The organism is Kitasatospora sp. HPM-01-4, from assembly GCF_051374625.1.
Classification (GTDB): Bacteria; Actinomycetota; Actinomycetes; order Streptomycetales; family Streptomycetaceae; genus Kitasatospora.
The window spans coordinates 4,422,441-4,446,923 of the sequence record NZ_JBPQGP010000005.1 but is presented as its reverse complement, the minus strand read 5'-3'; the positions used below and the strand labels follow the sequence as shown (position 1 = coordinate 4,446,923).

The window sequence follows — 24,483 nt, the reverse complement described above, 5'->3', positions numbered from 1 at the left end:
CGCCTCCGACCAGCCGTAACTGCTCACCCTGCCGCCACCGGGGCCCACCCCTCGACTCGGCCGCCAGCTAACCCAGAGCGGCCGTCACGGGTTCGGGCGGCACGCCGGGATCGCCGGGGTCTCACTCGAACGCCAGCGGGCCCTGAAGACTCAACAGTCTCCAGGGCCCACTGCTTCCGGTCGACCGACCTGACGAAGATTTTCGGACGCTTCGTCAGTCCTCTTCGGCCAGGGTCAGTTCGACGCCGCCGGTGAAGCCGGCCGCCGTGTTGTAGATGAACGCGGAGAGGGTGGCCAGCGCGGTCATCAGGACCACGTCCACCACCGCGATCAGGGTGGTGAAGACCATCACGCGGCCGAAGCCCACGTAGTCCATCAGGTTGAAGCCGCCCGAGGTGTCCGCGCCGGTGGCCTCCTTCAGGGTGCTGCCCAGGGAGTCGAAGACGCCCAGGCCGTCCAGCGTCATCCACAGCACCGCGGTCGCCACGATGATGATCACGCCGACCGCGAGGGAGAGCAGGAAGGCCACCTTCATGACCGACCACGGGTCGACCTTGGTGACCCGCAGCCGGGCCTTGCGCACCCGGGCCCCGGTCAGCCCGGAGGAAGCCGCCGCAGGAGCGGTGCCCGGCCGGCTCGGCGCCGAGCCGCCCTGGCCGGTCTTGGTACCCCGGGCCGGCGTCGGCTGGCCCTTGGTGGTGTACGTGGTCGGCGTCGAGAAGCCACCGGACGTGCCCTGCGACCCGCCGACCGACGGCATCACCGAGGTGGAAGCGGCCGGGGGAGCCGCCGACGGCTGCGGCGCTCCACCGAACGGCGCCCCGCCCTGTCCGGCACCCGGCAGGCCGCCCGAGGCCCCTCCCGCAGCACCTGTGGCTCCACTCACCCTGGTCCTCCCGCAGTCAACCGCCAGGCCGGCGGTCCGCCCTGGTCACTCCGTGTCCGGTGCCCGGCCACCTCGGCCGGACACCGCTCGACCGGCGTCCGCCCCCGATGGGCGGACGCCGGTCAGCCGGGCGTGCGATCAGGCCTGCTCGGCCGGGCCACCCGCCGTGGTTCCCTCAGCCCGGGGCGAGGTCTCCGCAGAGTCCTCGTCCTCCGAGATCTCCTCTTCCTCGGCCTCCGCGTTGCGGGCCATGCCCACCACCGCATCGCGCTTCCCGAGGTTGATCAGTTGGACGCCCATGGTGTCACGTCCGGTTTCACGAACCTCGGAAACCCTGGTCCTGATCACGCCGCCCGAAAGGGTGATGGCCATGATCTCGTCGGTCTGCTCGACCACCAGCGCCCCGACCAGCGAGCCGCGGCCCTCGACGATCTTCGCCGCCTTGATGCCGAATCCGCCGCGCCCCTGGACACGGTACTCGTCCACCGAGGTCCGCTTCGCGTAGCCGCCGTCGGTGGCGGTGAAGACGTACGTACCCGGACGGATGACGTTCATCGACAGCAGCTCGTCGTCCTCACGGAAGGACATGCCCTTCACGCCGGAGGTCGCCCGGCTCATCGGCCGCAGCGCCTCGTCGGTGGCGGTGAACCGGATCGACTGCGCCTTCCTGGAGATCAGCAGCAGGTCGTCCTCGGCGGAGACCAGCTCGGCGCCGATCAGCTCGTCGTCCCGGCCCTCCTCGTCCTGCCGCAGGTTGATCGCGATCAGACCGCCGGAGCGCGGCGAGTCGTAGTCCTTCAGCGGGGACTTCTTCACCAGGCCGGCCCGGGTGGCGAGGACCAGGTACGGCTTGTCCTCGTAGGTGCGGATCGCCATCACCTGGGCGATGTGCTCCTCCGGCTGGAAGGCCAGCAGGTTGGCCACGTGCTGACCGCGGGCGTCACGGCCCGCGTCGGGCAGCTCGTAGCCCTTGGCCCGGTAGACCCGGCCCTTGTTGGTGAAGAACAGGATCCAGTTGTGGGTCGTCGTCACGAAGAAGTGGTCGACGATGTCGTCCTGCTTCAGCTGCGCGCCGCGCACGCCCTTGCCGCCGCGCTTCTGCGAGCGGTACAGGTCGCTGCGGGTGCGCTTGACGTAGCCGCCACGGGTGATGGTGACGACGATGTCCTCCTCGGCGATGAGGTCCTCGATCGAGAAGTCACCGTCGGAGGGGATCAGGGTGGAGCGCCGCTCGTCGCCGTACTTCTCGACGATCGCGGTCAGCTCCTCGGAGATGATCTCGCGCTGGCGGGCGGGCGAGCCCAGGATGACGTTGTACTCGTCGATCCGGCGCTGCAGCTCGTCGTGCTCGTCGGTGATCCGCCGGCGCTCCAGGGCGGCCAGCCGGCGCAGCTGCATCTCCAGGATCGCGTTGGCCTGCAGCTCGTCGATGGAGAGCAGGCCCATCAGGCCGGTGCGGGCCGCGTCCGCGCTCTCCGAGGCCCGGATCAGGGCGATGACCTCGTCGATCACGTCCAGGGCGCGCAGCAGCGCGCGCAGGATGTGCGCCCGCTCCTCGGCCTTGCGCAGCCGGAAGGTGGTCCGGCGGACGATGACCTCGACCTGGTGGTTGACCCAGTGCCGGATGAAGGCGTCCAGCGACAGGGTGCGCGGCACGCCGTCGACCAGGGCCAGCATGTTGGCGCCGAAGTTGGTCTGCAGGTCGGTGTGCTTGTACAGGTTGTTGAGCACGACCTTGGCGACCGCGTCGCGCTTGAGCACGATCACCAGGCGCTGGCCGGTGCGCGAGGAGGACTCGTCGCGGACGTCCGCGATACCGGCGATCTTGCCGTCCTTGACCAGGTCGGCGATCTTCAGCGCCAGGTTGTCCGGGTTGACCTGGTACGGCAGCTCGGTGATCACCAGGCACTGGCGGCCCTGGATCTCCTCGACCTCGACCACCGCGCGCATGGTGATCGAGCCGCGCCCGGTGCGGTAGGCGTCCTCGATGCCGCGGCGGCCCACGATCAGCGCGCCGGTCGGGAAGTCCGGGCCCTTGATCCGCTCGATCAGGGCCTCCAGCAGCTCCTCGTTGGAGGCGTCCGGGTGCTCCAGCGCCCAGAGCGCACCGGAGGCGACCTCGCGCAGGTTGTGCGGCGGGATGTTGGTGGCCATGCCGACCGCGATACCGGTGGCACCGTTGATCAGCAGGTTGGGGATGCGCGCGGGCAGGACGGTCGGCTCCTGCGAGCGGCCGTCGTAGTTGGCCGCGAAATCGACGGTGTCCTCGTCGATGTCGCGCATCATCTCCATGGCCAGCGGCATCATCTTGCACTCGGTGTAGCGCATGGCCGCGGCCGGGTCGTTGCCCGGGGAGCCGAAGTTGCCGTTGCCGTCCACCAGCGGCATCCGCAGCGACCACGGCTGGGCCAGGCGGACCACGGTGTCGTAGATCGAGGTGTCGCCGTGCGGGTGGTAGTTACCCATCACGTCGCCGACCACGCGGGCGCACTTGTAGTAGCCCTTCTCGGGCCGGTACCCGCCGTCGTACATCGCGTACAGCACGCGGCGGTGCACCGGCTTGAGGCCGTCGCGGACCTCGGGCAGGGCACGGCTGACGATCACGCTCATCGCGTAGTCGAGGTACGAGCGCTGCATCTCGGTCTCGAGCTCGATCGGCTCGACCCGCAGGGTGCCCTGGGCCTCGGTGCTCTCCGGCTGCTCGTCGCCGTCGGGACGGTTTTCGTCGACCACTGGTGGTCAGTTTCCTTTCACGCGTGACTGGTTCGTGGGATCCGGCTGGGGATCACACGTCCAGGAAGCGGACGTCCTTGGCGTTGCGCTGGATGAAGGAGCGGCGTGCCTCCACGTCCTCGCCCATCAGGACGGAGAACAGGTCGTCGGCGCGGGCGGCGTCCTCCAGGGTGACCTGGAGCAGCAGGCGGTGCGCCGCGTCCATGGTGGTGACCCGCAGTTCCTCGGCGTTCATCTCGCCCAGACCCTTGAAGCGCTGGATCGCGTCGTCCTTGGGCAGGCGGCGGCCGGCCTCGACCCCGGCCGCGATGACCGCGTCGCGCTCCTTGTCGGAGTAGACGTACTCGAAGTCGTCCTTGCCCCACTTGATCTTGTACAGCGGGGGCATGGCCAGGTAGACGTACCCGGCCTCGACCAGCGGCCGCATGAAGCGGAACAGCAGGGTCAGCAGCAGGGTGCGGATGTGCTGACCGTCGACGTCGGCGTCCGCCATCAGGACGATCTTGTGGTAGCGCAGCTTGGACTCGTCGTAGTCCTCCTGGATGCCGCAGCCGAAGGCCGAGATCAGCGCCTGGACCTCGGTGTTCTGCAGCACCTTGTCGATCCGGGCCTTCTCGACGTTGAGGATCTTGCCGCGGATCGGGAGGATCGCCTGGGTGCGCGGGTCGCGGCCCTGCTTGGCCGAGCCGCCGGCGGAGTCACCCTCGACGATGAAGATCTCGCACTCGGCCGGGTCCTTGGACTGGCAGTCGCTCAGCTTGCCGGGCAGCGAGGCGCTCTCCAGCAGGCCCTTGCGACGGGTCAGGTCGCGCGCCTTGCGGGCGGCCACCCGGGCGGTGGCGGCCTGGATCGACTTGCGGATGATGTCCGCGGCCTCGTTGGGGTTGCGGTCCAGCCAGTCGCCGAACTGCTCGTGCACCACGCGCTGGACGAAGGTCTTGGCCTCGGTGTTGCCCAGCTTGTCCTTGGTCTGGCCCTCGAACTGCGGCTCGCCCAGCTTGACCGAGATGATCGCGGTCAGACCCTCGCGGATGTCCTCGCCGGAGAGGTTCTCGTCCTTCTCGCGGAGCAGCTTCTTGTCGCGCGCGTAGCGGTTGACCAGACCGGTCAGCGCCGCGCGGAAGCCTTCCTCGTGGGTACCGCCGCCGTGGGTGTGGATGGTGTTGGCGAAGGAGTAGACACCCTCGGTGTACGAGGAGTTCCACTGCATCGCGACCTCCACCGAGATCGACTTCTCCTTGTCCTCCGCCTCGAAGTCGATCACCGAGGGGTGGACCGGCTCGCCCTTGCGGGAGTTGAGGTGGGCGACGAAGTCGGCGATGCCGCCGTCGTACTTGTACGTGACGGAGAGCGGCTTGCCCTCCTCGTCCAGGTGCTCGGGGCGCTCGTCGGTCAGCGAGATGGTCAGGCCCTTGTTGAGGAAGGCCATCTCCTGGAAGCGACGGGAGAGCGTCTCGAAGGAGTAGACGGTGGTCTCGAAGATGTCGCCGTCGGCCCAGAAGGTCACGCTGGTACCGGTGCGGCCGGCGTCCTCGGCGGGCAGCGGGGTGCTCGCCAGAGGCGCGGTCGGGGCACCCAGCTTGTAGTCCTGGGTCCAGCGGCGGCCGTGCAGGAGGATCTCGACCGACAGGCGGGTGGAGAGCGCGTTCACCACCGAGACGCCGACACCGTGCAGACCGCCGGAGACGGCGTACCCGCCGCCGCCGAACTTGCCACCGGCGTGCAGCACGGTCAGCACGACCTCGACGGCCGGCTTCTCCTGGCCGGGGACGATGTCCACCGGGATACCGCGGCCGTTGTCGACGACCCGGACCGCGCCGTCGGCCAGGATGGTCACGTCGATGGTGTCGGCGAACCCGGCCAGCGCCTCGTCGACGGAGTTGTCCACCACCTCGTACACCAGGTGGTGGAGGCCGCGCTCCCCCGTGGAGCCGATGTACATGCCGGGGCGCTTGCGGACGGCGTCGAGGCCCTCCAGCACCTGGATGTTGCTACCGGTGTAGGAGCCCTCGGCGGCCTGGTCGGTGGATTCTGGGGTCTGGCTGGAGTTGCCGGAATCGGCCACGAAGCGCCCTCTCTGGCACAGCGCGGGCCGCACCCCCACCCGGTTCCGGGCGGGCCTGCGACCACGGCGTTTCGACTCGGTTGCTACGAGCAACGGTGTTTGGCTCTTAGTCTACCGGTACGACTGACAGAGATGGGCGTTTGGCAGCCCCTGAGGGCAGATGTGCCGCCCTGAATCCCCTCCGCACATGTCCCGATACTCGACAGGGGGGCTCAGAGCCCTTACGCGGGCCGCCAGCGGTTCCGGAGGAGGCTCCTCCGATTACTGCCCGGAACCAACGGCCACACCACCCCCGAGAGCACCGGCCCACGGGCCCCGCCCCGGGCACGGGCGCGGAGGCGACCGCCGGAGGGGGCGAGGGGGCTGCCCCCGGGGCACCCGGCGGCGAGGCCCGCGGCCGAAGGGCTGGGCCCTAACCCCAGGTGTCCCCCGGGCCGCGGCTGCCCGGCGCCCGCAGCCGGCCGTAGCCGCGCCGGGGCGCGTCCGGACCGAGCACCTTGATCACCCGGACCGTGCCATGGCCCAGCTCGTGGTTCAGACGGGCCACCAACTGGCGTGCCAGCAGACGGAGTTGAGTCGCCCAAGCGGTGGAGTCGCACTGCACCGTGAGCACCGCCTCGGCCTCCGCGTACTGCTTGGGCACACAGTGCGCCGCGATATCGGGGCCCACGATCTGCGGCCAGCGGCCCATCACCCCGCCCACCGCCGCCGGAGCCTCCCAGCCCCGCTCGGTGATCAGCCGGTTCAGCGCCGCACCCAGCGGCACCGGGTCGCGGCCGTCCGCGCGGGCACCGCTGCGCAGACCGTGCCGCTTGGCCTCGCGCTTCTCCCGGACCTGCTCGCCGCGCTTGCGCGCCTGCTCCTTGGCCGCCCGCAGCGCCACCCGGGCCAGATCAACGCCCGACGGCTCCAGGGACCTCGGATCCTGGTCGCTCACCGCGGCGATCTCCTTTCCCCAGGCTGTGGACAACGAAGTCCTCCAGCTTACGGCGCCGCGACAGTGATCCACTCCACTCGGGGTTCCGGGCAGGCGGGGACAGCGCGCGGGCGTTCGGGGGGTCCGGTCGGAGGTCCGGTCGGGGACCGTGTGTAGGTGTTCAGGGGTCCGCCCGGCCGGCGGCGTGCCCGAAGGGCCTCTCAGCCGAGCCGGGTCACGGTGCCGTCGGAGACGGTGTAGCGGGCGCCGGACAGGGCCTTCGGCACGTCCTCCGGCACGGCCGCGGTGACCAGCACCTGCTCGCCACCGGCGACCAGCTCGGCCAGCCGGTCCCGGCGGCGCGCGTCCAGCTCTGCGAAGACGTCGTCCAGGATCAGCACCGGCTCCCCGCCGTCGGCCTTGAGCAGCTCGTACGAGGCCAGCCGCAGTGCCAGCGCGTACGACCAGGACTCTCCGTGGCTGGCGTACCCCTTGGCGGGCAGCGGCCCCAGCTTCAGGCCGAGCTCGTCGCGGTGCGGCCCGACCAGGGTCAGCCCGCGCGCCACCTCCTGCGGGCGGGCCTCGGCCAGCGCCGCCAGCAGCTGCTGCTCGGCCTCCTCGCGGCTGGTCGGCAGGGCGGCGCCCTCGAAGGAGCTGCGGTACTCCAGCACGGTCTCCCCACCGCCCGGGGCGAGCTGCTCGTACGCCCGCGCCACCAGTGGCTGGAGCGCGGTCACCAGCTGGATCCGGAAGGCGGTCAGCTCGGCTCCGGCCCGCGCCAGGTGGTTGTCCCAGACCTCCAGGGTGGAGAGGTCGGCGCCCCGGCCGCCGCCGGAGCGGCGGGCCGCCGCGGCGGTCTTCAGCAGGGCGTTGCGCTGCTTGAGCACCCGTTCGTAGTCCTGCCGGACACCGGCCAGCCGGGGGGCCCGGGCGGTCAGCAGCTCGTCCAGGAAGCGGCGGCGCTCACCCGGGTCGCCCTTGACCAGGGCGAGGTCCTCGGGGGCGAACAGCACCGTGCGCAGCAGGCCCAGGACGTCGCGCGGGCGCACGTTGTCGGAGCGGTTGATCCGGGCCCGGTTGGCCCGGCCCGGGTTGATCTCCAGCTCCACCAGGGTGGTGCGGCCGCCCTGGACCACGGCGGTGCGGACCACCGCCTGTTCGGCACCGAGCCTGATCAGCGGGGCGTCGGTGGCCACCCGGTGGCTGCCCAGCGTGGCGACGTACCCGATCGCCTCGACCAGGTTGGTCTTCCCCTGGCCGTTCGGCCCGACGAAGGCGGTCACGCCCGGGTCGAGGGGCACCTCGACCCGGGCGTAGGACCGGAAGTCGGCGAGCGACAGATGCGCGACATGCATGGGGGTGGACTGCGCTCGCCTTCCGGGGTTGTCGTACTGCCGGTACTACCGCGTACCGCGGCTTACTTCGACTCGACCGCGTGGCCGCCGAACTGGTTGCGCAGCGCGGCGATCATCTTCATCTGCGGCGAGTCCTCCTGGCGGGAGGCGAAGCGGGCGAAGAGCGAGGCGGTGATGGCCGGCAGCGGCACCGCGTGGTCGATCGCGGCCTCGACCGTCCAGCGGCCCTCGCCGGAGTCCGCGGCCCAGCCCTTGAGCTTGCCCAGGTGCTCGTCGTCGTCCAGCGCGCGGACGGCCAGGTCGAGCAGCCAGGAGCGGATGACCGTGCCCTCCTGCCAGCTGCGGAAGACCTCGCGCACGTCGGTGACCTCGGGGGCCGCCTCCAGCAGCTCCCAGCCCTCGGCGAAGGCCTGCATCATGGCGTACTCGATGCCGTTGTGGACCATCTTGGCGAAGTGGCCCGCACCGACCTTGCCCGCGTGCACCGAGCCGAACTCGCCCTCGGGCTTCAGCGCGTCGAAGACCGGCTGCACCTTGGCGACGTGCTCGGCGTCGCCGCCGTACATCAGCGCGTAGCCGTTCTCCAGGCCCCAGACACCGCCGGAGACGCCGCAGTCGACGAAACCGATGCCCTTGGCGGCCAGCACCTCGGCGTGCTTGACGTCGTCGGTCCAGCGCGAGTTGCCGCCGTCCACGACCACGTCGCCGGGCGAGAGCAGCTCGGCCAGCCGGTCGATGGTGTCGTGGGTCGGGCCGCCCGCCGGGACCATCACCCAGACCACGCGCGGGCCCTGCAGCTTGCTGACCAGCTGCTCGAGGCTGTCGACGTCGGCGAGTTCAGGGTTGCGGTCGTAGCCGATGACGGTGTGGCCGGCGCGGCGGATGCGCTCGCGCATGTTGCCGCCCATCTTGCCGAGACCGATGAGGCCGAGCTCCATGACAACTGTCCTTCACTGTGGTGTCGTGCCTGGCGGCGGCGCCGTTGCCGCACAGCTGAGCCTACGCCGGGAGGCACGACGCCTCCCCCGGTCGGGGTGACCGGGGGAGGCTGTGTTCCGTTCCACGACGGGGTGTCCACAGGCTGTGGAGCGGACCGCCGGCCGGGAGGGTCGCCCCGGCCGGGGCCCACAGGCTGTGGACGGCGCCCCGGCCGGCCGTCAGCCGGAGAGGCGCACCGGCATGATCAGGTACTGGTACGCGACGTCCGCCTCGGCGTCCACCGCGGCCTTGCCGGAGAGCAGGGCCGGCTTGGTCGAGGTGGTGAAGCTCAGCTGGGCGAACGGAGCGTCGATGGCCTTGAGGCCCTCCTCCAGGTAGCCCGGGTTGAAGGCGATCGAGATGTCGTCGCCCTCGAGGTCGGCGTCGATCCGCTCGGTGGCCTGGGCGTCGTCGCCGGAGCCGGCCTCCAGGGTGAGCACGCCCTGCTCGAAGTTGAGCCGGACCGGGGTGTTGCGCTCGGCGACCAGCGAGACGCGCTTGAGCGCCTCCAGGAAGGGCTGGGTCTGGATCGCCGCGATCGCGCTGAACTCGGTCGGGAACAGCGTGCGGTACTTCGGGAACTCGCCCTCCAGCAGGCGGGTGGTGGTCCGACGCCCGGCGCCCTCGAAGCCGATCAGGCCCTCGCCGGCGCCGCCGGAGGAGAGCGCGATGGAGACGCTGTCGCCGCTGCCCAGGGACTTGGCGATGTCCTGCAGGGTCTTGGCCGGGACCAGGGCGACCGCGGAGATGTCCGCCTGCTCGGGCTTCCACAGCAGCTCGCGGACGGCGAAGCGGTAGCGGTCGGTGGCGGCCAGGGTGATCCGGTCGCCCTCGATCTCGACCCGGACACCGGTCAGCACCGGCAGGGTGTCGTCCCGCCCGGCGGCCACGGCGGCCTGGCTGACGGCGGCGGCGAAGACGTCACCGGGGACGCTGCCGGTCGCGGTCGGCATCTGCGGCAGGGCTGGGTAGTCCTCGACGGACATGCTGGGCAGGGTGAACCGCGAGCTGCCGCAGACCACGGTGACCCGCATGCCGTCGGTGGAGATCTCCACCGGGCGGTTGGGCAGGTTGCGGGAGATGTCGTTCAGCAGGCGGCCGGAGACCAGGACGGTGCCGGCCTCCTCGACGTCCGCCTCCAGCTCGACCCGGGCCGAGACCTCGTAGTCGAACCCGGACAGCGCCAGGCTGCCCTCCTGGGCCGTCAGCAGCAGGCCGGCCAGCACCGGCACCGGCGGCCGCGCCGGGAGGCTGCGGGCAGCCCAGGCCACCGCCTCCGCGAGGACGTCACGCTCCACCCGGAACTTCACCGGTAACCGCCTCCTGGACTCCGCTGTCGCTTTGCGCTCTTGATCGTCTACTGGCACCTGGCCGCCGGGCCTGAGCCCTCCGGTTTCCAGTTGCCGGAGAACAGTCTGACGTACTCCACCGACAGACGGGGCAATCGGCCGACGCAAGTCCGAACAGACGTCGGGTGCGGACTGTCCACAGATTTCGGCCCACCCCACTGTTGATCAAGGCGAGAGGTCTATAGGTGTAGTGGTAGTAGTAGGGCCTGTGGATACCGTGGATAACCCCGTTTCCGCAGGTCAACACCACTTTTTTATCCACAGTAGGTGTGGATCGGAGCTGTGGACGAACAGGGCCCGCTGTGGACGACGAACGGTTACCCACAGGGCACTCTGAGTATCCACAGGTTTTCCCCAGCCCCGTCCCCAGATCATGACCGGGTTATCCACGGGGCGCTGTCGACTTCTCGTGACGCCTTTCACACCAGCAGGTGAACAGTTGCTGCACGTTGTCGAACTGTGGACTGCGCTGTGGAGAACCTGGGGATAACCGCCCCTTCGCTGGGGACAACCGGTGGACAACCCATCCGCCCTGCTGACGGTCCCCCAACTGTCCACAGCCTGTGGATAACTGTTGTGCACAAGTCCACAGGGGTCTGACCTGCGTCGAAGAGCGTAGCGGTGACAGCCCTGTGGACGAATTCTGGATAACTCGGAGCTCCCCAGCCTGTGGACGGGGAGAAACCACCCGATCCTGTGGATTACCGCCCTGCGACTCCGCCCTGTTCGAATCGGCGGTCAGATGTTCGTCGCGGCGGTCCACCTGGCGAAGCGTCGACTGTGCGAATCCTGCCCCGCGATCGCGCGGATTACACCTGTCTTCTCGGGCCGGTGTCCTGCCAGGGCCGCGCGAGAGCCCGGCGCGGGCCGCCCGGGAGGCGCCCCGAGGGGGCCCGGAGGTACTCGTGGCCGCCGTGGCCGTGGTCGGTCCACAGGCCCCGAGGGCATGCGGAAGGGGAGCCAGGCACGCCTGACTCCCCTTCAAACCGGCTGCGGCGCCGGACGCTAGCTCTTGATGCGGTTGGTCAGCTCGGTGACCTGGTTGTAGATGGAGCGACGCTCGGCCATCAGCGAGCGGATCTTCCGGTCGGCGTGCATCACCGTGGTGTGGTCGCGTCCGCCGAACTGGGCACCGATCTTCGGCAGCGACAGGTCGGTGAGCTCCCGGCACAGGTACATCGCGATCTGACGAGCCGTCACCAGTACGCGGCTGCGCGAGGATCCGCAGAGGTCGTCCACACCGAGCCCGAAGTAGGCGGCGGTCTGCTGCATGATGACCTGCGCGGTGATCTCGGGACCGGCGTCCTCGTCGCCGCCCGGGATCAGGTCCTTGAGGACGATGCCGGCCAACTCCAGGTCCACCGGCGCCCGGTTGAGGTTGGCGAAGGCGGTGACCCGGATCAGCGCGCCCTCCAACTCCCGGATGTTCCGGGTGATTCGGGACGCGATGAACTCCAACACGTCTGCGGGAGCGTTGAGTTGCTCCTGGATCGCCTTCTTGCGCAGGATCGCGATCCGGGTCTCCAGCTCGGGCGGGGTGACGTCGGTGATCAGCCCCCACTCGAAGCGGTTCCGCAGCCGGTCCTCCAGGGTGATCAGCTGCTTGGGCGGCCGGTCCGAGGAGAGCACGATCTGCTTGTTGGCGTTGTGCAGGGTGTTGAAGGTGTGGAAGAACTCCTCCTGTGTGGACTCCTTGCTCGCCAGGAACTGGACGTCGTCCACCAGCAGGATGTCCATGTCCCGGTACCGCTTGCGGAACGCGTCCGCCTTGCCGTCCCGGATCGAGTTGATGAACTCGTTGGTGAACTCCTCCGAACTCACGTAGCGCACCCGGGTGCCCGGGAAGAGGCTGCGCGAGTAGTGGCCGATCGCGTGCAGCAGATGGGTCTTGCCGAGCCCGGACTCGCCGTAGATGAAGAGCGGGTTGTACGCCTTGGCCGGGGCCTCGGCGACCGCCACCGCCGCGGCGTGGGCGAAGCGGTTGCTGGCGCCGATCACGAAGGTGTCGAAGAGGTACTTCGGGTTCAGCCGGGCCGCGGGCTCGTCCTTGCGCGAGCCGCCGGCCGGGGGGGCGCCGGGCGGCGCGGGCACACCCGGGCTCGGGGTGCGCTCGGGCAGCGCTCCGCCGGTGGCGGCCGGCAGGCCCGGCTGCGGGCGGGTGTCCGGGAGGTGCACGCCCGGATCGGGCTGGACACCCGCGGGGCGCTGCGCACCCGGCGGCGTGCGCCGTACACCGCCGGACGGACGCGGGCGGTCGCCCTGGCCGCTGCCGTACGCGCCGCCGAAGAGGTCGCCCTGGGCGGCGCTGGCCGACTCCCGGGGCGAGGGCTCGCCGTGCCGCTCGGCCGGCCGGGTGCCGTAGCCGCCGTCCCAGCCGCCAGGCCGTTCGGAGACCTCGGACCACTCGGCCCGCTCGCCGCCGTAGGGGGCGGGGCGCTGGTCGTAGCCGGAGGTGTCGTACCGGCCGGTGCGCTCGTAGCCCTGGGGGACCTCGGCGGCCGGGGACTCGTACCGGCCGGGGTAGTCGGAGGCGGGGAAGCTCTCGGCGGTGGGCCAGCGGCCGGCCTCGGCCTCCTGCTCGCGGTAGGGCTGCTGCCACTCCTGGGCCTGGCCGGCCGGAGAGTGCGGCTGCTGGCCCTGGGTGTCGGCGGGCTGGGGCTCGGCCGGCGCGGGGGAGGCGGCCGGCGGGACGGCGTTGGCGTCGACCATCACGGCGATCCGCACGGGGCGGCCGAACTCGCGGCTGAGCTCCTCGGTGAGCGGCGGCAGCAGCCGGCCCTCCAGCACCTGCTTGGCGCGCTCGTTGGGCGCGGCCAGCAGGGCGGTGTCGTGCATCATCCACATCGGCTGGGTACGGCGCAGCCACATCTTGTCGCTGTCGCCGACGCCGGAGTCGTTGACCAGCCGCTCGACGACCCTCGCCCAGACCACGACGAGATCGCTGTTGACATCAGCCACTGGTGCACGCTTTCTCGTTCCCCGAATCGGGGGTGTCAAGGGACTCCGGGTGCCGGTCCGATCCGATGAACAAACCCGACAAGTCCTGCAACGGTAGTCAGCCGATGGGGCTGATTCAAGTTGTTGTCCACAGGCTGTGGGTGAACGTACTCCTGGTGTGTGGACGGGCGCGCGGAGTCGTGGCGGGGCGGTGTCGGCGGGTCCGCGGGTGTCGAGCCGGGCGTGCGGGTACGGCGCGGACCGGCGGCGGGCCCGGCCATCATGGTCGGACGGGGGGCCGGCGCCAGGAGGCGCCGGGTGGCCGGTTTGACCCTCCGCCCCTGTGCCGCGTACCGTAACCAGGTCGAGTTGTCGATGGCCGCTGCCGCATGTCCGCGGGTCTTCCCGCTTCCATAAGGCGCGCAGCACGGGCGCCGTGGCTTAGCCGTAACCCCAGCCGACCTGGGATGTTGCGGCGGGATTTCTCAATCAGGAGAGATCGCGCGGACGCACGGTGACGGCCAAGCGATGTCCCGTCGTCCTACGATTCATCTCAGGAGCCCCCGAGTGAGCAAGCGCACCTTCCAGCCGAACAACCGTCGTCGCGCGAAGACCCACGGCTTCCGGCTGCGTATGCGTACCCGCGCCGGCCGCGCCATCCTGGCTGCCCGCCGTACCAAGGGCCGCGCCAGCCTGTCCGCCTGATCCGAATCCGAGGTCTGCAGTGCTGCCCTCCGAGAATCGGCTACGGCGGCGCCAGGACTTCGCGACCGCAGTGAAACGCGGTCGTCGGGCCGGTCGGCCCCTGCTGGTCGTCCATCTCAACAGAGATGGGGGAGCTGTGGGACGGACCGACCGGAACAGCGACTCCCACCCGCACGTCGCCGAGGGGCTCCCTTCGGCGCGTGCGGGTTTCGTCGTGAGCAAGGCCGTCGGTCCCGCGGTGGTCCGCAATCTGGTGAAGCGACGGCTGCGTCATCTGGTCCGTGAGCGCCTGTCCCGGTTGCCCGCAGGTAGCCTGATAGTGGTACGTGCGCTGCCCGCGGCCGGGTCGGCCTCGTATCTGGATCTCGAGCACGACCTGGACGCGGCGTTGCGGCGGCTGCTCCGGGCTGAGCCGGCCGATGCCGTGCCGACGGGAGCAGGGCGATGAAGTACCTGCTGATGGGGCTGATCAGGCTCTACCAGTGGACGATCAGTCCGCTGCTCGGCCCGGTCTGCCGGTACTACCCCTCGTGTTCGCACTACGGGTACGAAGCGGTGCGGGTGCACGGCGCGGTCAAGGGCGGAGCCCTGACCGTGTGGCGCATTCTGCGCTGCAACCCGTGGTCGCCCGGTGGGGTCGACCATGTACCGCCGCGCAAGCACCCGGTCTGGCACCGTCGGTTGCGCGATCTGCTGAGCCCGAAGAGCGGGACCGCCGGGCCTGAGCCGGTGGCCAAGCCCGATGTCCAAGGAGTCTGACCGGTGACCTGGTCCTTCCTCAGTCCTCTGTACACCGCGGTGTCCTGGATCATCGTCCAGTTCCACTCGCTGTACAGCCACGTCTTCGACCCGAACGGTGGGTGGGCGTGGGGTCTGGCGATCGCCTCCATGGTGGTCGTCATCCGAATCTGCCTGATCCCGCTCTTCGTGAAGCAGATCAAGGCGACGCGGGCCATGCAGGCGATCCAGCCGAAGATGAAGGCCATCCAGGAGCGCTACAAGAACGACCGGCAGCGCCAGTCCGAAGAGATGATGAAGCTGTACAAGGAGGCGGGTACCAACCCGTTCTCCAGCTGCCTTCCGATTCTCGTGCAGGCGCCGTTCTTCACCGCCCTCTACGGAGTGCTGGCCTCGGTCGCCAACGGCAAGGTGATCGGTGTCATCACCCCCAGCCTGCTGGCCAGCGCCAAGCAGGCGCACATCTTCGGTGCTCCGCTGTCGGCCAAGTTCGTCGGCTCCGACCAGCTGAACGTGCAGATCGTGACCGCCATCATGATCGTGCTGATGTCGCTGTCGCAGTTCGTCACCCAGCGCCAGCTGATGACCAAGAACGTGGACCTCACGGTCAAGACGCCGTTCATGCAGCAGCAGAAGATGCTGATGTACGTCTTCCCGATCATGTTCGCCGTGATGGGCATCAACTTCCCGGTCGGTGTCCTGGTCTACTGGCTGACCACCAACGTCTGGTCGATGGGCCAGCAGCTGATCGTCATCCGCAACAACCCGACCCCGGGCAGCCAGGCGTTCGCCGAGCGCCAGGCGCGGCTGAAGAAGGCCGGCCGGCTGAACCCGGACGGCTCGGTGAAGAAGAGCTCCCTGCTCGCGCTGGTCTCCGGCGGTTCCGGCAAGAGCGTCGCCTCGGCCGAGGCCGCCGTCGAGGACGCGGTGCAGGTGCGCCGGCAGCAGCCGCGCAGGCAGACCAAGTCGCAGCGCCAGCAGGCCGGCGGCACCGCGGAGACCGGCCTGACCAAGGAGTCGCAGACCGCGGACGAGGCACCGTCCTCCTCCGCCGACGTCGAGCCCACCGCGACCGAGCCCGCCGCGACCGAGTCGGCCCCGGCGAAGGCGGCGGCGGGCAAGTCGGGCGCGGCCAGGCAGGGTGCGGGCAAGCAGGGCCCGCGTCAGCAGCCGAAGCGGGGCGGGCAGGGCGGCCAGCGGCCGAGGAAGAAGTCCTGACGGCGGACTTCAGCCAGATCTTCGTTTCTCGGCCCACCCGAGGGCCCATTCCTGAAGGAGTCCATCAGTGACGGAAGGCACCACCTCTGCTGCCGAGGCCGAGGCTGCGACCGGTGCGGGCGCTGCCGACGGCCTGATCGCCCGCCTGGAGCAGGAGGGTGACATCGCGGCCGACTACCTGGAGGGTCTGCTCGACATCGCGGACCTCGACGGTGACATCGACATGGATGTCGAGGGTGACCGCGCTCTGGTGTCCATCGTCAGCGACGGCAGTGACCGCGCCCTGCAGCGGCTGGTCGGCCAGGACGGCGAGGTGCTGGAGGCGCTGCAGGAGCTGACCCGGCTGGCGGTGCACCGGGAGACCGGCGAGCGCAGCCGCCTCATGCTGGACATTGCCGGGTTCCGCGCGCGCAGGCGGGCTGAGCTGGCGGCGCTGGGCAGCAAGGCGGCGGAGCAGGTCAAGAGCACGGGTGAGCAGGTGAAGCTGCGCCCGATGACCCCGTTCGAGCGCAAGGTGGTCCACGACGCGGTGGCCGCGGCGGGTCTGCGCAGCGAGTCGGAGGGCGAGGAGCCCCAGCGCTGCGTCGTCGTCCTGCCGGGCTGACGTCGTAGGCGGCCTGTCGACCGACCCCGTCCGCTTCGTGCGGGCGGGGTCGTCGTCCCTCCGGGGGCGGCCTGTGCACACGAGGGCAGGTGTGCCGTGGTCGGCGGAGGTCGCGTTTCACACACTGTGTTTCACGTGAAACAGCGCCCATATGGAACATTGGCCACATGGCGCACCGGTGAGTGCGGGGCGGTGGAGACGGTGAGCGGAGAGGCTGAGATGGAGACGGACGGCGTGGCGGCCGAGGGTACCCCGGCGGAGAACGGCCAGGAGGGTCGACAGGCGCTGCCGGAGGCGCCGGCCGTGGCGCGGGAGATCTTCGGTGAGCGGTTCCCGGTCGCCCAGCGGTACACCGAGCTGCTGGCGACGGCAGGGGTGCAGCGTGGGCTGATCGGTCCGCGTGAGGTTCCCCGGCTCTGGGACCGCCATGTGCTCAACTGCGCGGTGCTGGCGGAGCTGCTGCCGGCCGGTGCCTCGCTGTGCGACATCGGCTCGGGCGCCGGGCTGCCGGGTATTCCGGTGGCGATGGCCCGGCCGGATGTCTCGGTGACGCTGCTGGAGCCGCTGCTGCGGCGGACCACCTTCCTGGAGGAGGTGGTCCGGGAGCTCGGGCTGGCCAATGTCACGGTGCTGCGCGGCCGGGCCGAGGAGATGGTCGGCAAGCTCTCGGTGGACATCGTCACCGCGCGGGCGGTGGCGCCGATGGACCGGCTCGCCGGATGGGGGCTGCCGCTGCTGCGTCCGTACGGGCAGATGCTGGCGCTCAAGGGCGACACGGCGGAGCAGGAGCTGACGGACTCGCGGTCGGCGCTGACCAAGCTCGGTGCGGTCAAGTGGTCGGTGATCTCGGTCGGTGAGGGCACTCTGGAGACCTCGACCCGGGTGGTCCGGGTGGAGGCGGGGGAGAGCCCCGGCGGGGTGAAGGCGGCCACCCGCAGGGCGAAGGCCGCCCGGGCCGGACGGTCCGGCAAGGCCGGCGAAGGCTCCCGGGGAGCGGGGCGCCGTCGGCGCTGAGGCCGATCGGCCCAATGGTCTGACCGCCCGCCGCACGGCGCGGGAGACCGGTGCCGCGCCCGGGCTGGGCGCGCGCCGGGAGCGATGGGCGAAGACCGGGCGGTGCCCCCTGGCGGCCGGCTGAGGGGGCCCGTCCGGAGGCGGGGGCGATCCGGCCCCGTCCGGAGGCGGGGAGACGGGGGACCGCCCGATGGGGGCCGGGCGCCCACGGCTCCCACCGGCCGGCGCGGTGGACAGAGCGTCGGTGGCGGCGGGTACCCGGCAGCTTGCCCGCTTTGGTGCTTCCGGGTGCCCTGAGTGGCCATGCGATCACCGGTCGGAGTGTCGCACCGTCAGATTTCCGGCATTGCGGGCATGGTGTTTCACGTGAAACGTCGCTCCCTGCTCTCTGGAATCCTCAGCCGCAGCCGGGCGGCGACTGTTGCCGCTCCGGTTTCACGTGAAACACTGACCCCCATGCAGGACTCGGAGACCATCGACCAGATCGATGACACGCCCATCGCGCGCGCTGCCCGGGCCGCAGTACGAGCCGCCGGGCGAGCCGGTGAAGGGCTGCCCAGGCCGGCGGCGACCAGGGTGATCGTGGTGGCCAACCAGAAGGGCGGGGTGGGGAAGACCACCACCACCGTCAATCTGGCCGCGGCGCTGGCACTGCACGGCCTGCGCGTCCTGGTCGTCGACCTCGACCCGCAGGGAAACGCCTCCACGGCGCTGGGAATCGACCACCACGCTGAGGTGCCGTCGATCTACGACGTCCTGGTGGAGGGCAAGCCGCTGGCCGATGTGGTGCAGCCGGTGGTGGACGTCGAGGGGCTGTTCTGCGTCCCGGCGACCATCGACCTGGCCGGTGCCGAGATCGAGCTGGTGTCGCTGGTGGCCCGGGAGAGCCGGCTGCAGCGCGCCATCGCGGCCTATGAGCAGCCGCTGGACTACATCCTGATCGACTGTCCGCCCTCGCTCGGGCTGCTGACGGTCAATGCGCTGGTGGCGGGTCAGGAGGTGCTGATCCCGATCCAGTGCGAGTACTACGCGCTGGAGGGGCTCGGCCAGCTGCTGCGGAACGTCGAACTGGTCCGCGCGCACCTGAACCAGGCGCTGCACGTCTCCACCATCCTGCTCACCATGTACGACGCCCGAACCCGGCTGGCGGCCCAGGTGGCGGAGGAGGTCCGGACGCACTTCCCGCAGGAGGTGCTGCAGACGGCCATCCCGCGGTCGGTGAGGGTCTCCGAGGCTCCGAGTTACGGGCAGACGGTACTCACCTACGACCCGGGTTCCACCGGGGCGCTGTGCTACCTGGAGGCGGCCCGTGAGCTGGCTCTGCGGGCGGCCGGCGCGGTGCAGCCCGGCCCGGGGCCGGGTGCGATGGGGCACGGCGCGGTGGGACAGCAGCGGAGCGCAAGCGATGAGCCGGCTGTTCCGATGACACAGCACGGCACGATGGAGGACAACCGGTGAGTGGTGGGCGCAGCAGGGGGCTGGGGAAAGGGATCGCGGCGCTGATCCCGGTGCCACCGGCCGGGACACCGGTCGGCGATCCGGTCGACAGGGCGTCCGCGGGGGTCGCCGCTCGGGCGGGGGAGCATGCCGCGGCGGTGTCCGCCGGAACGCTCTCCGCGACTTCGGTGCCGGTGCTGCCGACCGGGCGGGGTACGGCGGCGGCGAAGGCCGCGGCCGAGAGCGTCCGTGGACTGTCCGGGGTGGTGCAGCGCGGCGCGCTGGAGGCGGCGCTGCAGCCGGTCTCGGGTGCCAGGTTCGCCGAGCTGCCGCTGGACGCGATCCGGCCGAACCCGCGTCAGCCGCGTGAGGTCTTCGACGAGGACAAGCTGGCCGAGCTGGTCGCCTCCATCAAGGAGGTGGGACTGCTGCAGCCGGTGGTGGTCCGTCAGACCGGCGACGGTCAGTATGAGCTGATCATGGGTGAGCGTCGGCTGCGGGCCTCCAGGCAGGCAGGTCTGGAGCTGATCCCGGCGATCGTCCGGGCCACCGAGGACGACAAGCTGCTGCTGGACGCGCTGCTGGAGAACCTGCACCGGGCGGAGCTCAACCCGCTGGAGGAGGCGGCGGCGTACGACCAGCTGCTGCGGGACTTCTCCTGCACCCATGACGAACTGGCCGACCGGATCGGCCGCTCGCGTTCGCACGTCTCCAACACCCTGCGGCTGCTGAAGCTCTCTCCGGCCGTCCAGGCCCGGGTGGCCGCGGGTGTGCTGACGGCCGGCCACGCCCGGGCGCTGCTGGGGGTCCCGGACGGCGTGCGGCAGGACGAGCTGGCCCGGCGGATCGTCGCCGAGGGCCTCTCGGTGCGTACCACCGAGGAGATCGTCACGCTGATGGTCCAGGAGCAGCGGGCGAAGCGGCCCGGCCCCAAGGCCGGGAAGCTCTTCTCGCCCGCGTTCGACGACCTCTCGGAGCGGCTCTCGGACCGGTTCGACACCCGGGTGAAGGTCGAGGTGTCGCAGCGGAACGGGAAGCTGGGCAAGGGCAAGGTGGTCCTGGAGTTCGGCTCCGTCGAGGACCTCAACCGGATCCTGGACAGTCTGGCGCCCGGTGAGGACGGCCTGCGGCTGTCGCAGGGCTGAGCTTCGCCGCGGTGTGGATTCGGGTGCATGTTTCACGTGAAACGTGCACCCGTTCCGTTTCCGGAGGAAGCTCGTCGATGTGAAGTCCGTCCGGGATGGATGAGGAGGTGTGGGGCGTGGGACGGAGGATCGTTCCGCTGACGCTGGACAACCTTACGGATCTCCCGACGACCTGTCGGTCCTGCGTGTTCTGGGAGCTCGACCCGGTGAGCGCCAAGGCCGCGGTGGAGTCCGGCAAGGCGGAGCTGGAGAAGGAGAGCTGGATCTCCGCGGTACTGCTGGAGTGGGGGTCCTGCGGTCGGATCGTCTATGTGGACGAGATCCCCGTCGGGTACGTGCTGTACGCGCCGCCGGCGTACGTACCGCGGTCGCTGGCGTTCCCGACCAGCCCGGTCTCGCCGGACGCCGTGCAGCTGATGATCAGTCGGGTGCTGCCCGGCTACCAGCGGCAGGGGCTCGGCCGGGTGCTGGTGCAGACGGTGGCCAAGGACCTGGTCGGCCGGGGCTTCAAGGCGATCGAGGCGTTCGGCGCGGTTGGACGGGAGGTTCCGAGCTGTGTGCTGCCGGCCGAGCATCTGCTGGCGGTGGGCTTCAAGACGGTGCGGCCGCACCACCGCTACCCGCGGCTGAGGCTGGAGGCACGGACCACGCTCTCCTGGAAGGGGGACGTGGAGGTGGCGCTGGAACGGCTGCTGGGCGGCGCCCGGAAGGAACCGGCCCTGCGGCCGTTCTGAGCGGGGCCTGCCGGGTGCGGCGGGGAAGACGCCGAGGGCGGGCCACCGGGTCTCCGGTGGCCCGCCCTCGGGCGTGCTCGGCGGCTGCTGTGCCGATCAGATGAAGGCGGCCAGCTCGCGCAGGAGCGCGGCCTTCGGGCGGGCGCCGGTGATGGTCTTCACCAGCTCGCCGTTCTGGTACACGTTCAGCGTGGGGATGGAGATCACGTTGTAGGCGGTCGCGGTCTCCTGGTTGTTGTCGACGTCGAGCTTGGCGACGGTGAGCTTGTCGCCGTGCTCCTTCGCGATCTCCTCCAGGATCGGGGCGACCTGGCGGCACGGGCCGCACCAGGTGGCCCAGAAGTCGACCAGGACGGGCTTGTCGCTCTTGAGGACCTCGGCGTCGAAGGTCGCATCGGTGACGGTGATGGTGGCGCCGGCCACGGGAACTCCTCTGGGTCGCGGACGAGACGGTGCTTCGGCCCGGACGAGCCGGTCGGCACCCTGGGGGTGGATAACAGCCTGCTGGTGACAACAGTCTGCGCGGCTGTTCTGTTTCGGCCGAGGTCCCGCCGCGGTCCGCCCCTGTGCCGTGCGGCAGGGGGCGTTTCACGTGAAACAGCGGGAGGCCCGGTGGCGGGACCTCAGCCTGTGGGGTCGGGTCAGACCGCGACGGTGGCGGCCTGGGCCTCCAGGTCGGCCAGCGAGGCCAGGTAGCGCTCGGCGTCCAGCGCGGCGGCGCAGCCGGTGCCGGCGGCGGTGATGGCCTGGCGGTAGGTGTGGTCGACCACGTCGCCGGCGGCGAAGACGCCGGGGATGTTGGTGCGGGTGGAGGGGGCCTCGACCTTGAGGTAGCCCTCGGCGTCGAGGTCGAGCTGGCCCTGGAAGAGCTCGGTGCGCGGGTCGTGGCCGATCGCGATGAACAGGCCGGTGACGGGCAGCTCGCGGGTCTCACCGGTGGTGGTGTCGCGCAGGGTCACACCGCTCAGCTTGGGGTCGCCGTGGATCTCCTGGACCGCGCTGTCCCAGGCGAAGGTGATCTTCTCGTCGGCGAAGGCGCGCTCCTGCATGGCCTTGGAGGCGCGCAGGGTGTCGCGGCGGTGGATCACGGTGACGCTGTTGGCGAAGCGGGAGAGGAAGGTGGCCTCCTCCAGCGCGGTGTCGCCGCCGCCGACCACGGCGATGTCCTGGCCCTTGAAGAAGAAGCCGTCGCAGGTGGCGCACCAGGAGACCCCCCGGCCGGACAGCGCGTCCTCGCGGGGCAGGCCGAGCTTGCGGTGCTGGGAGCCGGTGGTGACGATCACCGCGTGGGCGCGGTGCACATTGCCCTCGGAGTCGGTGACGGTCTTGATGTCGCCGGTGAGGTCGACCGCGACGATGTCGTCCGGGATCAGCTCGGCGCCGAACTTCTCGGCCTGCGCCCGCATGTTGTCCATCAGCTCGGGGCCCATGACGCCGCCCGGGAAGCCGGGGAAGTTCTCGACCTCGGTGGTGTTCATGAGCGCGCCGCCGGCGGTGACGGCACCCTCGAAGACCAGCGGCTTGAGGGAGGCTCGCGCGGTGTAGAGCGCGGCGGTGTACCCGGCGGGGCCGGAGCCGATGATGATCACGTTACGGACGTCGTCGCTCACTGCATCTCCTGGTTCGCATCGCACGGCTGGACCGTGTGACTGGGCGCTTGCGCGGGGAGGACGCTCCTGCTCCGCCGCCCCGGACAACGACTCACCAGTGTCGCTCATTCCCGGGGCTCCGTGCAGCAGGCGCCCGAGGGCCGGGCAGACGCGGCGGCCCGCCCTCCGGTGCCCGGCGGTGCGGCGGCTATCGGGCGGCCACCTAGGCGACTTGGGGCCCGGTGGTGGCGAGGGCTCAGTGGGCGGGCAGGACGCGGTGCAGCAGGACGGCGGCACCGGGGCAGGACGGTGTGACGAGGTACACGTCCAGGCTGTCGGGCCGGTCGGGGAGCGGGTAGACCAGCGCGGTCACCTCCGAGCCGTCGTAGCGGCCGTGGCCGACGGCGAGCGGGGAGCCGGTGATACCGGCGGTGACGCCGACCAGGCAGCCCGGCACGCCGGAGGACAGGCGGCTGCCGAGCGCGGGCGTCTCGGCCTTCTCCGGCTGGGCGCCGGCCGGTGACGGTGCCTTGGGTGCGGCCTTCGCGGCGACCAACTGGTGGATCTGTGCCGTGAGTTGGTCGTCCTGGAAGAGCTGGGTGCCGTCCGCGGGGGCGACCGCGGGGTGCTGGGCGTCGGTGCCGTTCGCGCCCGGCGTGCCAGCGGGGGTCTGCACCGGGCCGGAGGCAGCCGTCGCCGTGGTGCTGTCCCTCCGTATCTCCGGCTGGTTCTGCCACACGATCAGCCCGCCGATCCCGAGGACGGCGATGAGGGCGGCGGCTCCCAGCACCAGCCGTCCACGGCGCCGCCGGCGGCCGGCCGGAGCGGAGCGGCCGGGGCCGCCGGCCCGGTCGGGCCCCGAGGTCGCGGTGGCGGGTGAGCCGGGCCGGGCCCGGTCCGCCGGACGGTTGGGCGGGGCCGGGACCGCCTGGGCGGGCCGGACGGTGCGCTCGGTGGGTGCGGCCCGGCCGGAGAGCCGGTCGGAGTCCGTCGGCTGCGGTTCGGCGGGCTGTGCCCCGGCCGGCTGTGCTTCGGCCCGGAGCGGCTCCGCCGCCGCGAGGTGCGCGGCCTCGGCGGCCAGGGCGGCGTCGATGCGCTCGGCGACGTCGGCGGGCAGCGGCGGCGCCTCGACGGCACCGAGCAGGCTCCGCACCTCGGCGAGCGCGGCGAAGGTGTCCTCGCAGTCCGGGCACCCGGCGAGATGCCGGTGGAGGTCCGAGGCCGGCTCCGGGGCGACGAGGCCCTCGGCGAGGTCGGCGAGCAGCTCGATGTCAGGGTGCCGGTCGGCACCGTCGGCGGTGGTCCAGGAGGGGGTACGAGATGTCATCGCGAGGTCGCATCTCCTTCCAGGACCTGCTCGGGCAGCCGGCGGCCGCTAGTTCTGACGGGGCCGGGGGCGGTCGGGTTCCCGCGAGGAGGGGGTGGTGTTTCACGTGAAACGGCCGCGGTGGAGCCGGCCGCACTCGGGGGCTCCTCGGTCTGGGCGGCCCTCAGGTGGCGGACCAGTGGCAGCAGCTTGGCCCGGCCGCGGGCGCAGCGGCTCTTGACGGTGCCGACCGGCACCCCGAGGAGTTCGGCGGCCTCGGCGACCCCGTAGCCCTGCATGTCCACCAGGACCAGTGCGGCGCGCTGGTCCGCCGGGAGGGTGGCCAGCGAGGCGGTGACCTCGCGCTGGAGCTCCGCCCGGACGACCGAGGTCTCGGCGGCTTCGGCGCTGCCGAGCAGGGCGTCCAGCCGCTGGGGCTGCTCGTCCAGGGATCCGGCCCGCCGGGAGGCGGCGCGCCGGGCGCGGTCCAGGCAGGCGTTGACCACGATCCGGTGCAGCCAGGTGGTGACGGCGGACCGGCCCTGGAAGGTGTGCGCGGCGCGGAAGGCGGACACCAGGGCGTCCTGGAGGGCGTCGGCGGCCTCCTCGCGGTCGCCGAGGGTGCGCAGCGCGACGGCCCAGAGCCGGTCCCGGTGGCGGTGGACGAGGATCCCGAAGGCGTCCGGGTCACCGGCGCCGTGCCGTGCCAGCAGCTCGGCGTCGGAGGGTTCCCCGCTCATGTCTCCCCCCTCTGCTCCGGCGGTCCGGCCCGGA

Annotated in this window: 21 protein-coding genes; 9 read left to right on the top strand and 12 right to left on the bottom strand. The window is 71.1% G+C overall.

The window, feature by feature from the left end:
• Nucleotides 1-214 precede the first annotated feature (214 nt).
• From ACSMTC_RS19320 to dnaA, 8 genes are all read right to left on the bottom strand, one after another.
• Nucleotides 215-886, bottom strand: coding sequence for a DUF3566 domain-containing protein (locus ACSMTC_RS19320; RefSeq protein ID WP_436560946.1), 672 nt, complete (start codon nucleotides 884-886; stop codon nucleotides 215-217).
• Nucleotides 887-1,024: 138 nt separating this feature from the next.
• A complete protein-coding gene (gyrA, locus tag ACSMTC_RS19315; RefSeq protein ID WP_436560945.1) occupies nucleotides 1,025-3,619 on the bottom strand; it encodes a DNA gyrase subunit A in 2,595 nt (864 codons plus the stop codon).
• 52 nt (nucleotides 3,620-3,671) lie between these two features.
• Nucleotides 3,672-5,684, bottom strand: coding sequence for a DNA topoisomerase (ATP-hydrolyzing) subunit B (gene gyrB / locus ACSMTC_RS19310; RefSeq protein ID WP_436560944.1), 2,013 nt, complete (start codon nucleotides 5,682-5,684; stop codon nucleotides 3,672-3,674).
• A gap of 412 nt (nucleotides 5,685-6,096) precedes the next feature.
• Nucleotides 6,097-6,621, bottom strand: coding sequence for a DciA family protein (locus ACSMTC_RS19305; RefSeq protein ID WP_436560943.1), 525 nt, complete (start codon nucleotides 6,619-6,621; stop codon nucleotides 6,097-6,099).
• 200 nt (nucleotides 6,622-6,821) lie between these two features.
• Nucleotides 6,822-7,955 (bottom strand): DNA replication/repair protein RecF, encoded by a 1,134-nt coding sequence (recF, locus tag ACSMTC_RS19300; RefSeq protein WP_436560942.1) that lies wholly within the window; start codon nucleotides 7,953-7,955, stop codon nucleotides 6,822-6,824.
• A 62-nt stretch (nucleotides 7,956-8,017) separates the two neighbouring features.
• On the bottom strand, nucleotides 8,018-8,893 hold the full coding sequence (gene gnd / locus ACSMTC_RS19295; protein ID WP_436560941.1) for a phosphogluconate dehydrogenase (NAD(+)-dependent, decarboxylating): 876 nt from the start codon (nucleotides 8,891-8,893) through the stop codon (nucleotides 8,018-8,020).
• Between the two features lie 219 nt (nucleotides 8,894-9,112).
• On the bottom strand, nucleotides 9,113-10,243 hold the full coding sequence (dnaN, locus tag ACSMTC_RS19290) for a DNA polymerase III subunit beta (RefSeq protein WP_436560940.1): 1,131 nt from the start codon (nucleotides 10,241-10,243) through the stop codon (nucleotides 9,113-9,115).
• Between the two features lie 1,044 nt (nucleotides 10,244-11,287).
• The gene (gene dnaA, locus ACSMTC_RS19285) at nucleotides 11,288-13,240 is read right to left on the bottom strand and encodes a chromosomal replication initiator protein DnaA (protein ID WP_436560939.1); all 1,953 of its coding nucleotides are present in this window, start codon (nucleotides 13,238-13,240) and stop codon (nucleotides 11,288-11,290) included.
• Nucleotides 13,241-13,786: 546 nt separating this feature from the next.
• Here dnaA and rpmH point away from each other — a divergent pair.
• From rpmH to ACSMTC_RS19240, 9 genes are all read left to right on the top strand, one after another.
• On the top strand, nucleotides 13,787-13,924 hold the full coding sequence (gene rpmH / locus ACSMTC_RS19280) for a 50S ribosomal protein L34 (RefSeq protein WP_436560938.1): 138 nt from the start codon (nucleotides 13,787-13,789) through the stop codon (nucleotides 13,922-13,924).
• 19 nt (nucleotides 13,925-13,943) lie between these two features.
• Nucleotides 13,944-14,372 carry a ribonuclease P protein component gene (rnpA, locus tag ACSMTC_RS19275; protein WP_436560937.1) on the top strand — a complete coding sequence of 143 codons (429 nt, stop codon included), beginning with the start codon at nucleotides 13,944-13,946 and terminating at the stop codon, nucleotides 14,370-14,372.
• Nucleotides 14,369-14,683 (top strand): membrane protein insertion efficiency factor YidD, encoded by a 315-nt coding sequence (gene yidD / locus ACSMTC_RS19270; protein WP_436560936.1) that lies wholly within the window; start codon nucleotides 14,369-14,371, stop codon nucleotides 14,681-14,683. The genes rnpA and yidD overlap by 4 nt, the downstream gene beginning before the upstream one ends.
• A gap of 3 nt (nucleotides 14,684-14,686) precedes the next feature.
• Nucleotides 14,687-15,880, top strand: a complete 1,194-nt coding sequence (yidC, locus tag ACSMTC_RS19265; protein ID WP_436560935.1) for a membrane protein insertase YidC — start codon at nucleotides 14,687-14,689, stop codon at nucleotides 15,878-15,880.
• 67 nt (nucleotides 15,881-15,947) lie between these two features.
• Nucleotides 15,948-16,484, top strand: a complete 537-nt coding sequence (locus tag ACSMTC_RS19260; RefSeq protein ID WP_436560934.1) for a Jag family protein — start codon at nucleotides 15,948-15,950, stop codon at nucleotides 16,482-16,484.
• 219 nt (nucleotides 16,485-16,703) lie between these two features.
• On the top strand, nucleotides 16,704-17,498 hold the full coding sequence (gene rsmG, locus ACSMTC_RS19255) for a 16S rRNA (guanine(527)-N(7))-methyltransferase RsmG (RefSeq protein ID WP_436560933.1): 795 nt from the start codon (nucleotides 16,704-16,706) through the stop codon (nucleotides 17,496-17,498).
• A gap of 354 nt (nucleotides 17,499-17,852) precedes the next feature.
• The gene (locus ACSMTC_RS19250) at nucleotides 17,853-18,956 is read left to right on the top strand and encodes a ParA family protein (RefSeq protein WP_436560932.1); all 1,104 of its coding nucleotides are present in this window, start codon (nucleotides 17,853-17,855) and stop codon (nucleotides 18,954-18,956) included.
• Nucleotides 18,953-20,080, top strand: coding sequence for a ParB/RepB/Spo0J family partition protein (locus ACSMTC_RS19245; protein ID WP_436560931.1), 1,128 nt, complete (start codon nucleotides 18,953-18,955; stop codon nucleotides 20,078-20,080). Before ACSMTC_RS19250 ends, ACSMTC_RS19245 begins: the two co-directional genes overlap by 4 nt.
• A gap of 116 nt (nucleotides 20,081-20,196) precedes the next feature.
• Entirely contained in the window at nucleotides 20,197-20,814 is a 618-nt protein-coding gene (locus ACSMTC_RS19240) for a GNAT family N-acetyltransferase (RefSeq protein WP_436560930.1), read from the top strand.
• A 96-nt stretch (nucleotides 20,815-20,910) separates the two neighbouring features.
• Here the strand turns inward: ACSMTC_RS19240 and trxA are convergent, their stop codons facing one another.
• From trxA to sigM, 4 genes are all read right to left on the bottom strand, one after another.
• Nucleotides 20,911-21,237 (bottom strand): thioredoxin, encoded by a 327-nt coding sequence (gene trxA, locus ACSMTC_RS19235; RefSeq protein ID WP_436560929.1) that lies wholly within the window; start codon nucleotides 21,235-21,237, stop codon nucleotides 20,911-20,913.
• A gap of 218 nt (nucleotides 21,238-21,455) precedes the next feature.
• Nucleotides 21,456-22,424 (bottom strand): thioredoxin-disulfide reductase, encoded by a 969-nt coding sequence (gene trxB, locus ACSMTC_RS19230; RefSeq protein ID WP_436560928.1) that lies wholly within the window; start codon nucleotides 22,422-22,424, stop codon nucleotides 21,456-21,458.
• Nucleotides 22,425-22,659: 235 nt separating this feature from the next.
• The gene (locus ACSMTC_RS19225) at nucleotides 22,660-23,730 is read right to left on the bottom strand and encodes an anti-sigma factor family protein (protein ID WP_436560927.1); all 1,071 of its coding nucleotides are present in this window, start codon (nucleotides 23,728-23,730) and stop codon (nucleotides 22,660-22,662) included.
• Nucleotides 23,727-24,449 carry an RNA polymerase sigma factor SigM gene (gene sigM, locus ACSMTC_RS19220; RefSeq protein WP_436560926.1) on the bottom strand — a complete coding sequence of 241 codons (723 nt, stop codon included), beginning with the start codon at nucleotides 24,447-24,449 and terminating at the stop codon, nucleotides 23,727-23,729. The genes ACSMTC_RS19225 and sigM overlap by 4 nt, the downstream gene beginning before the upstream one ends.
• Nucleotides 24,450-24,483: the final 34 nt, after the last annotated feature.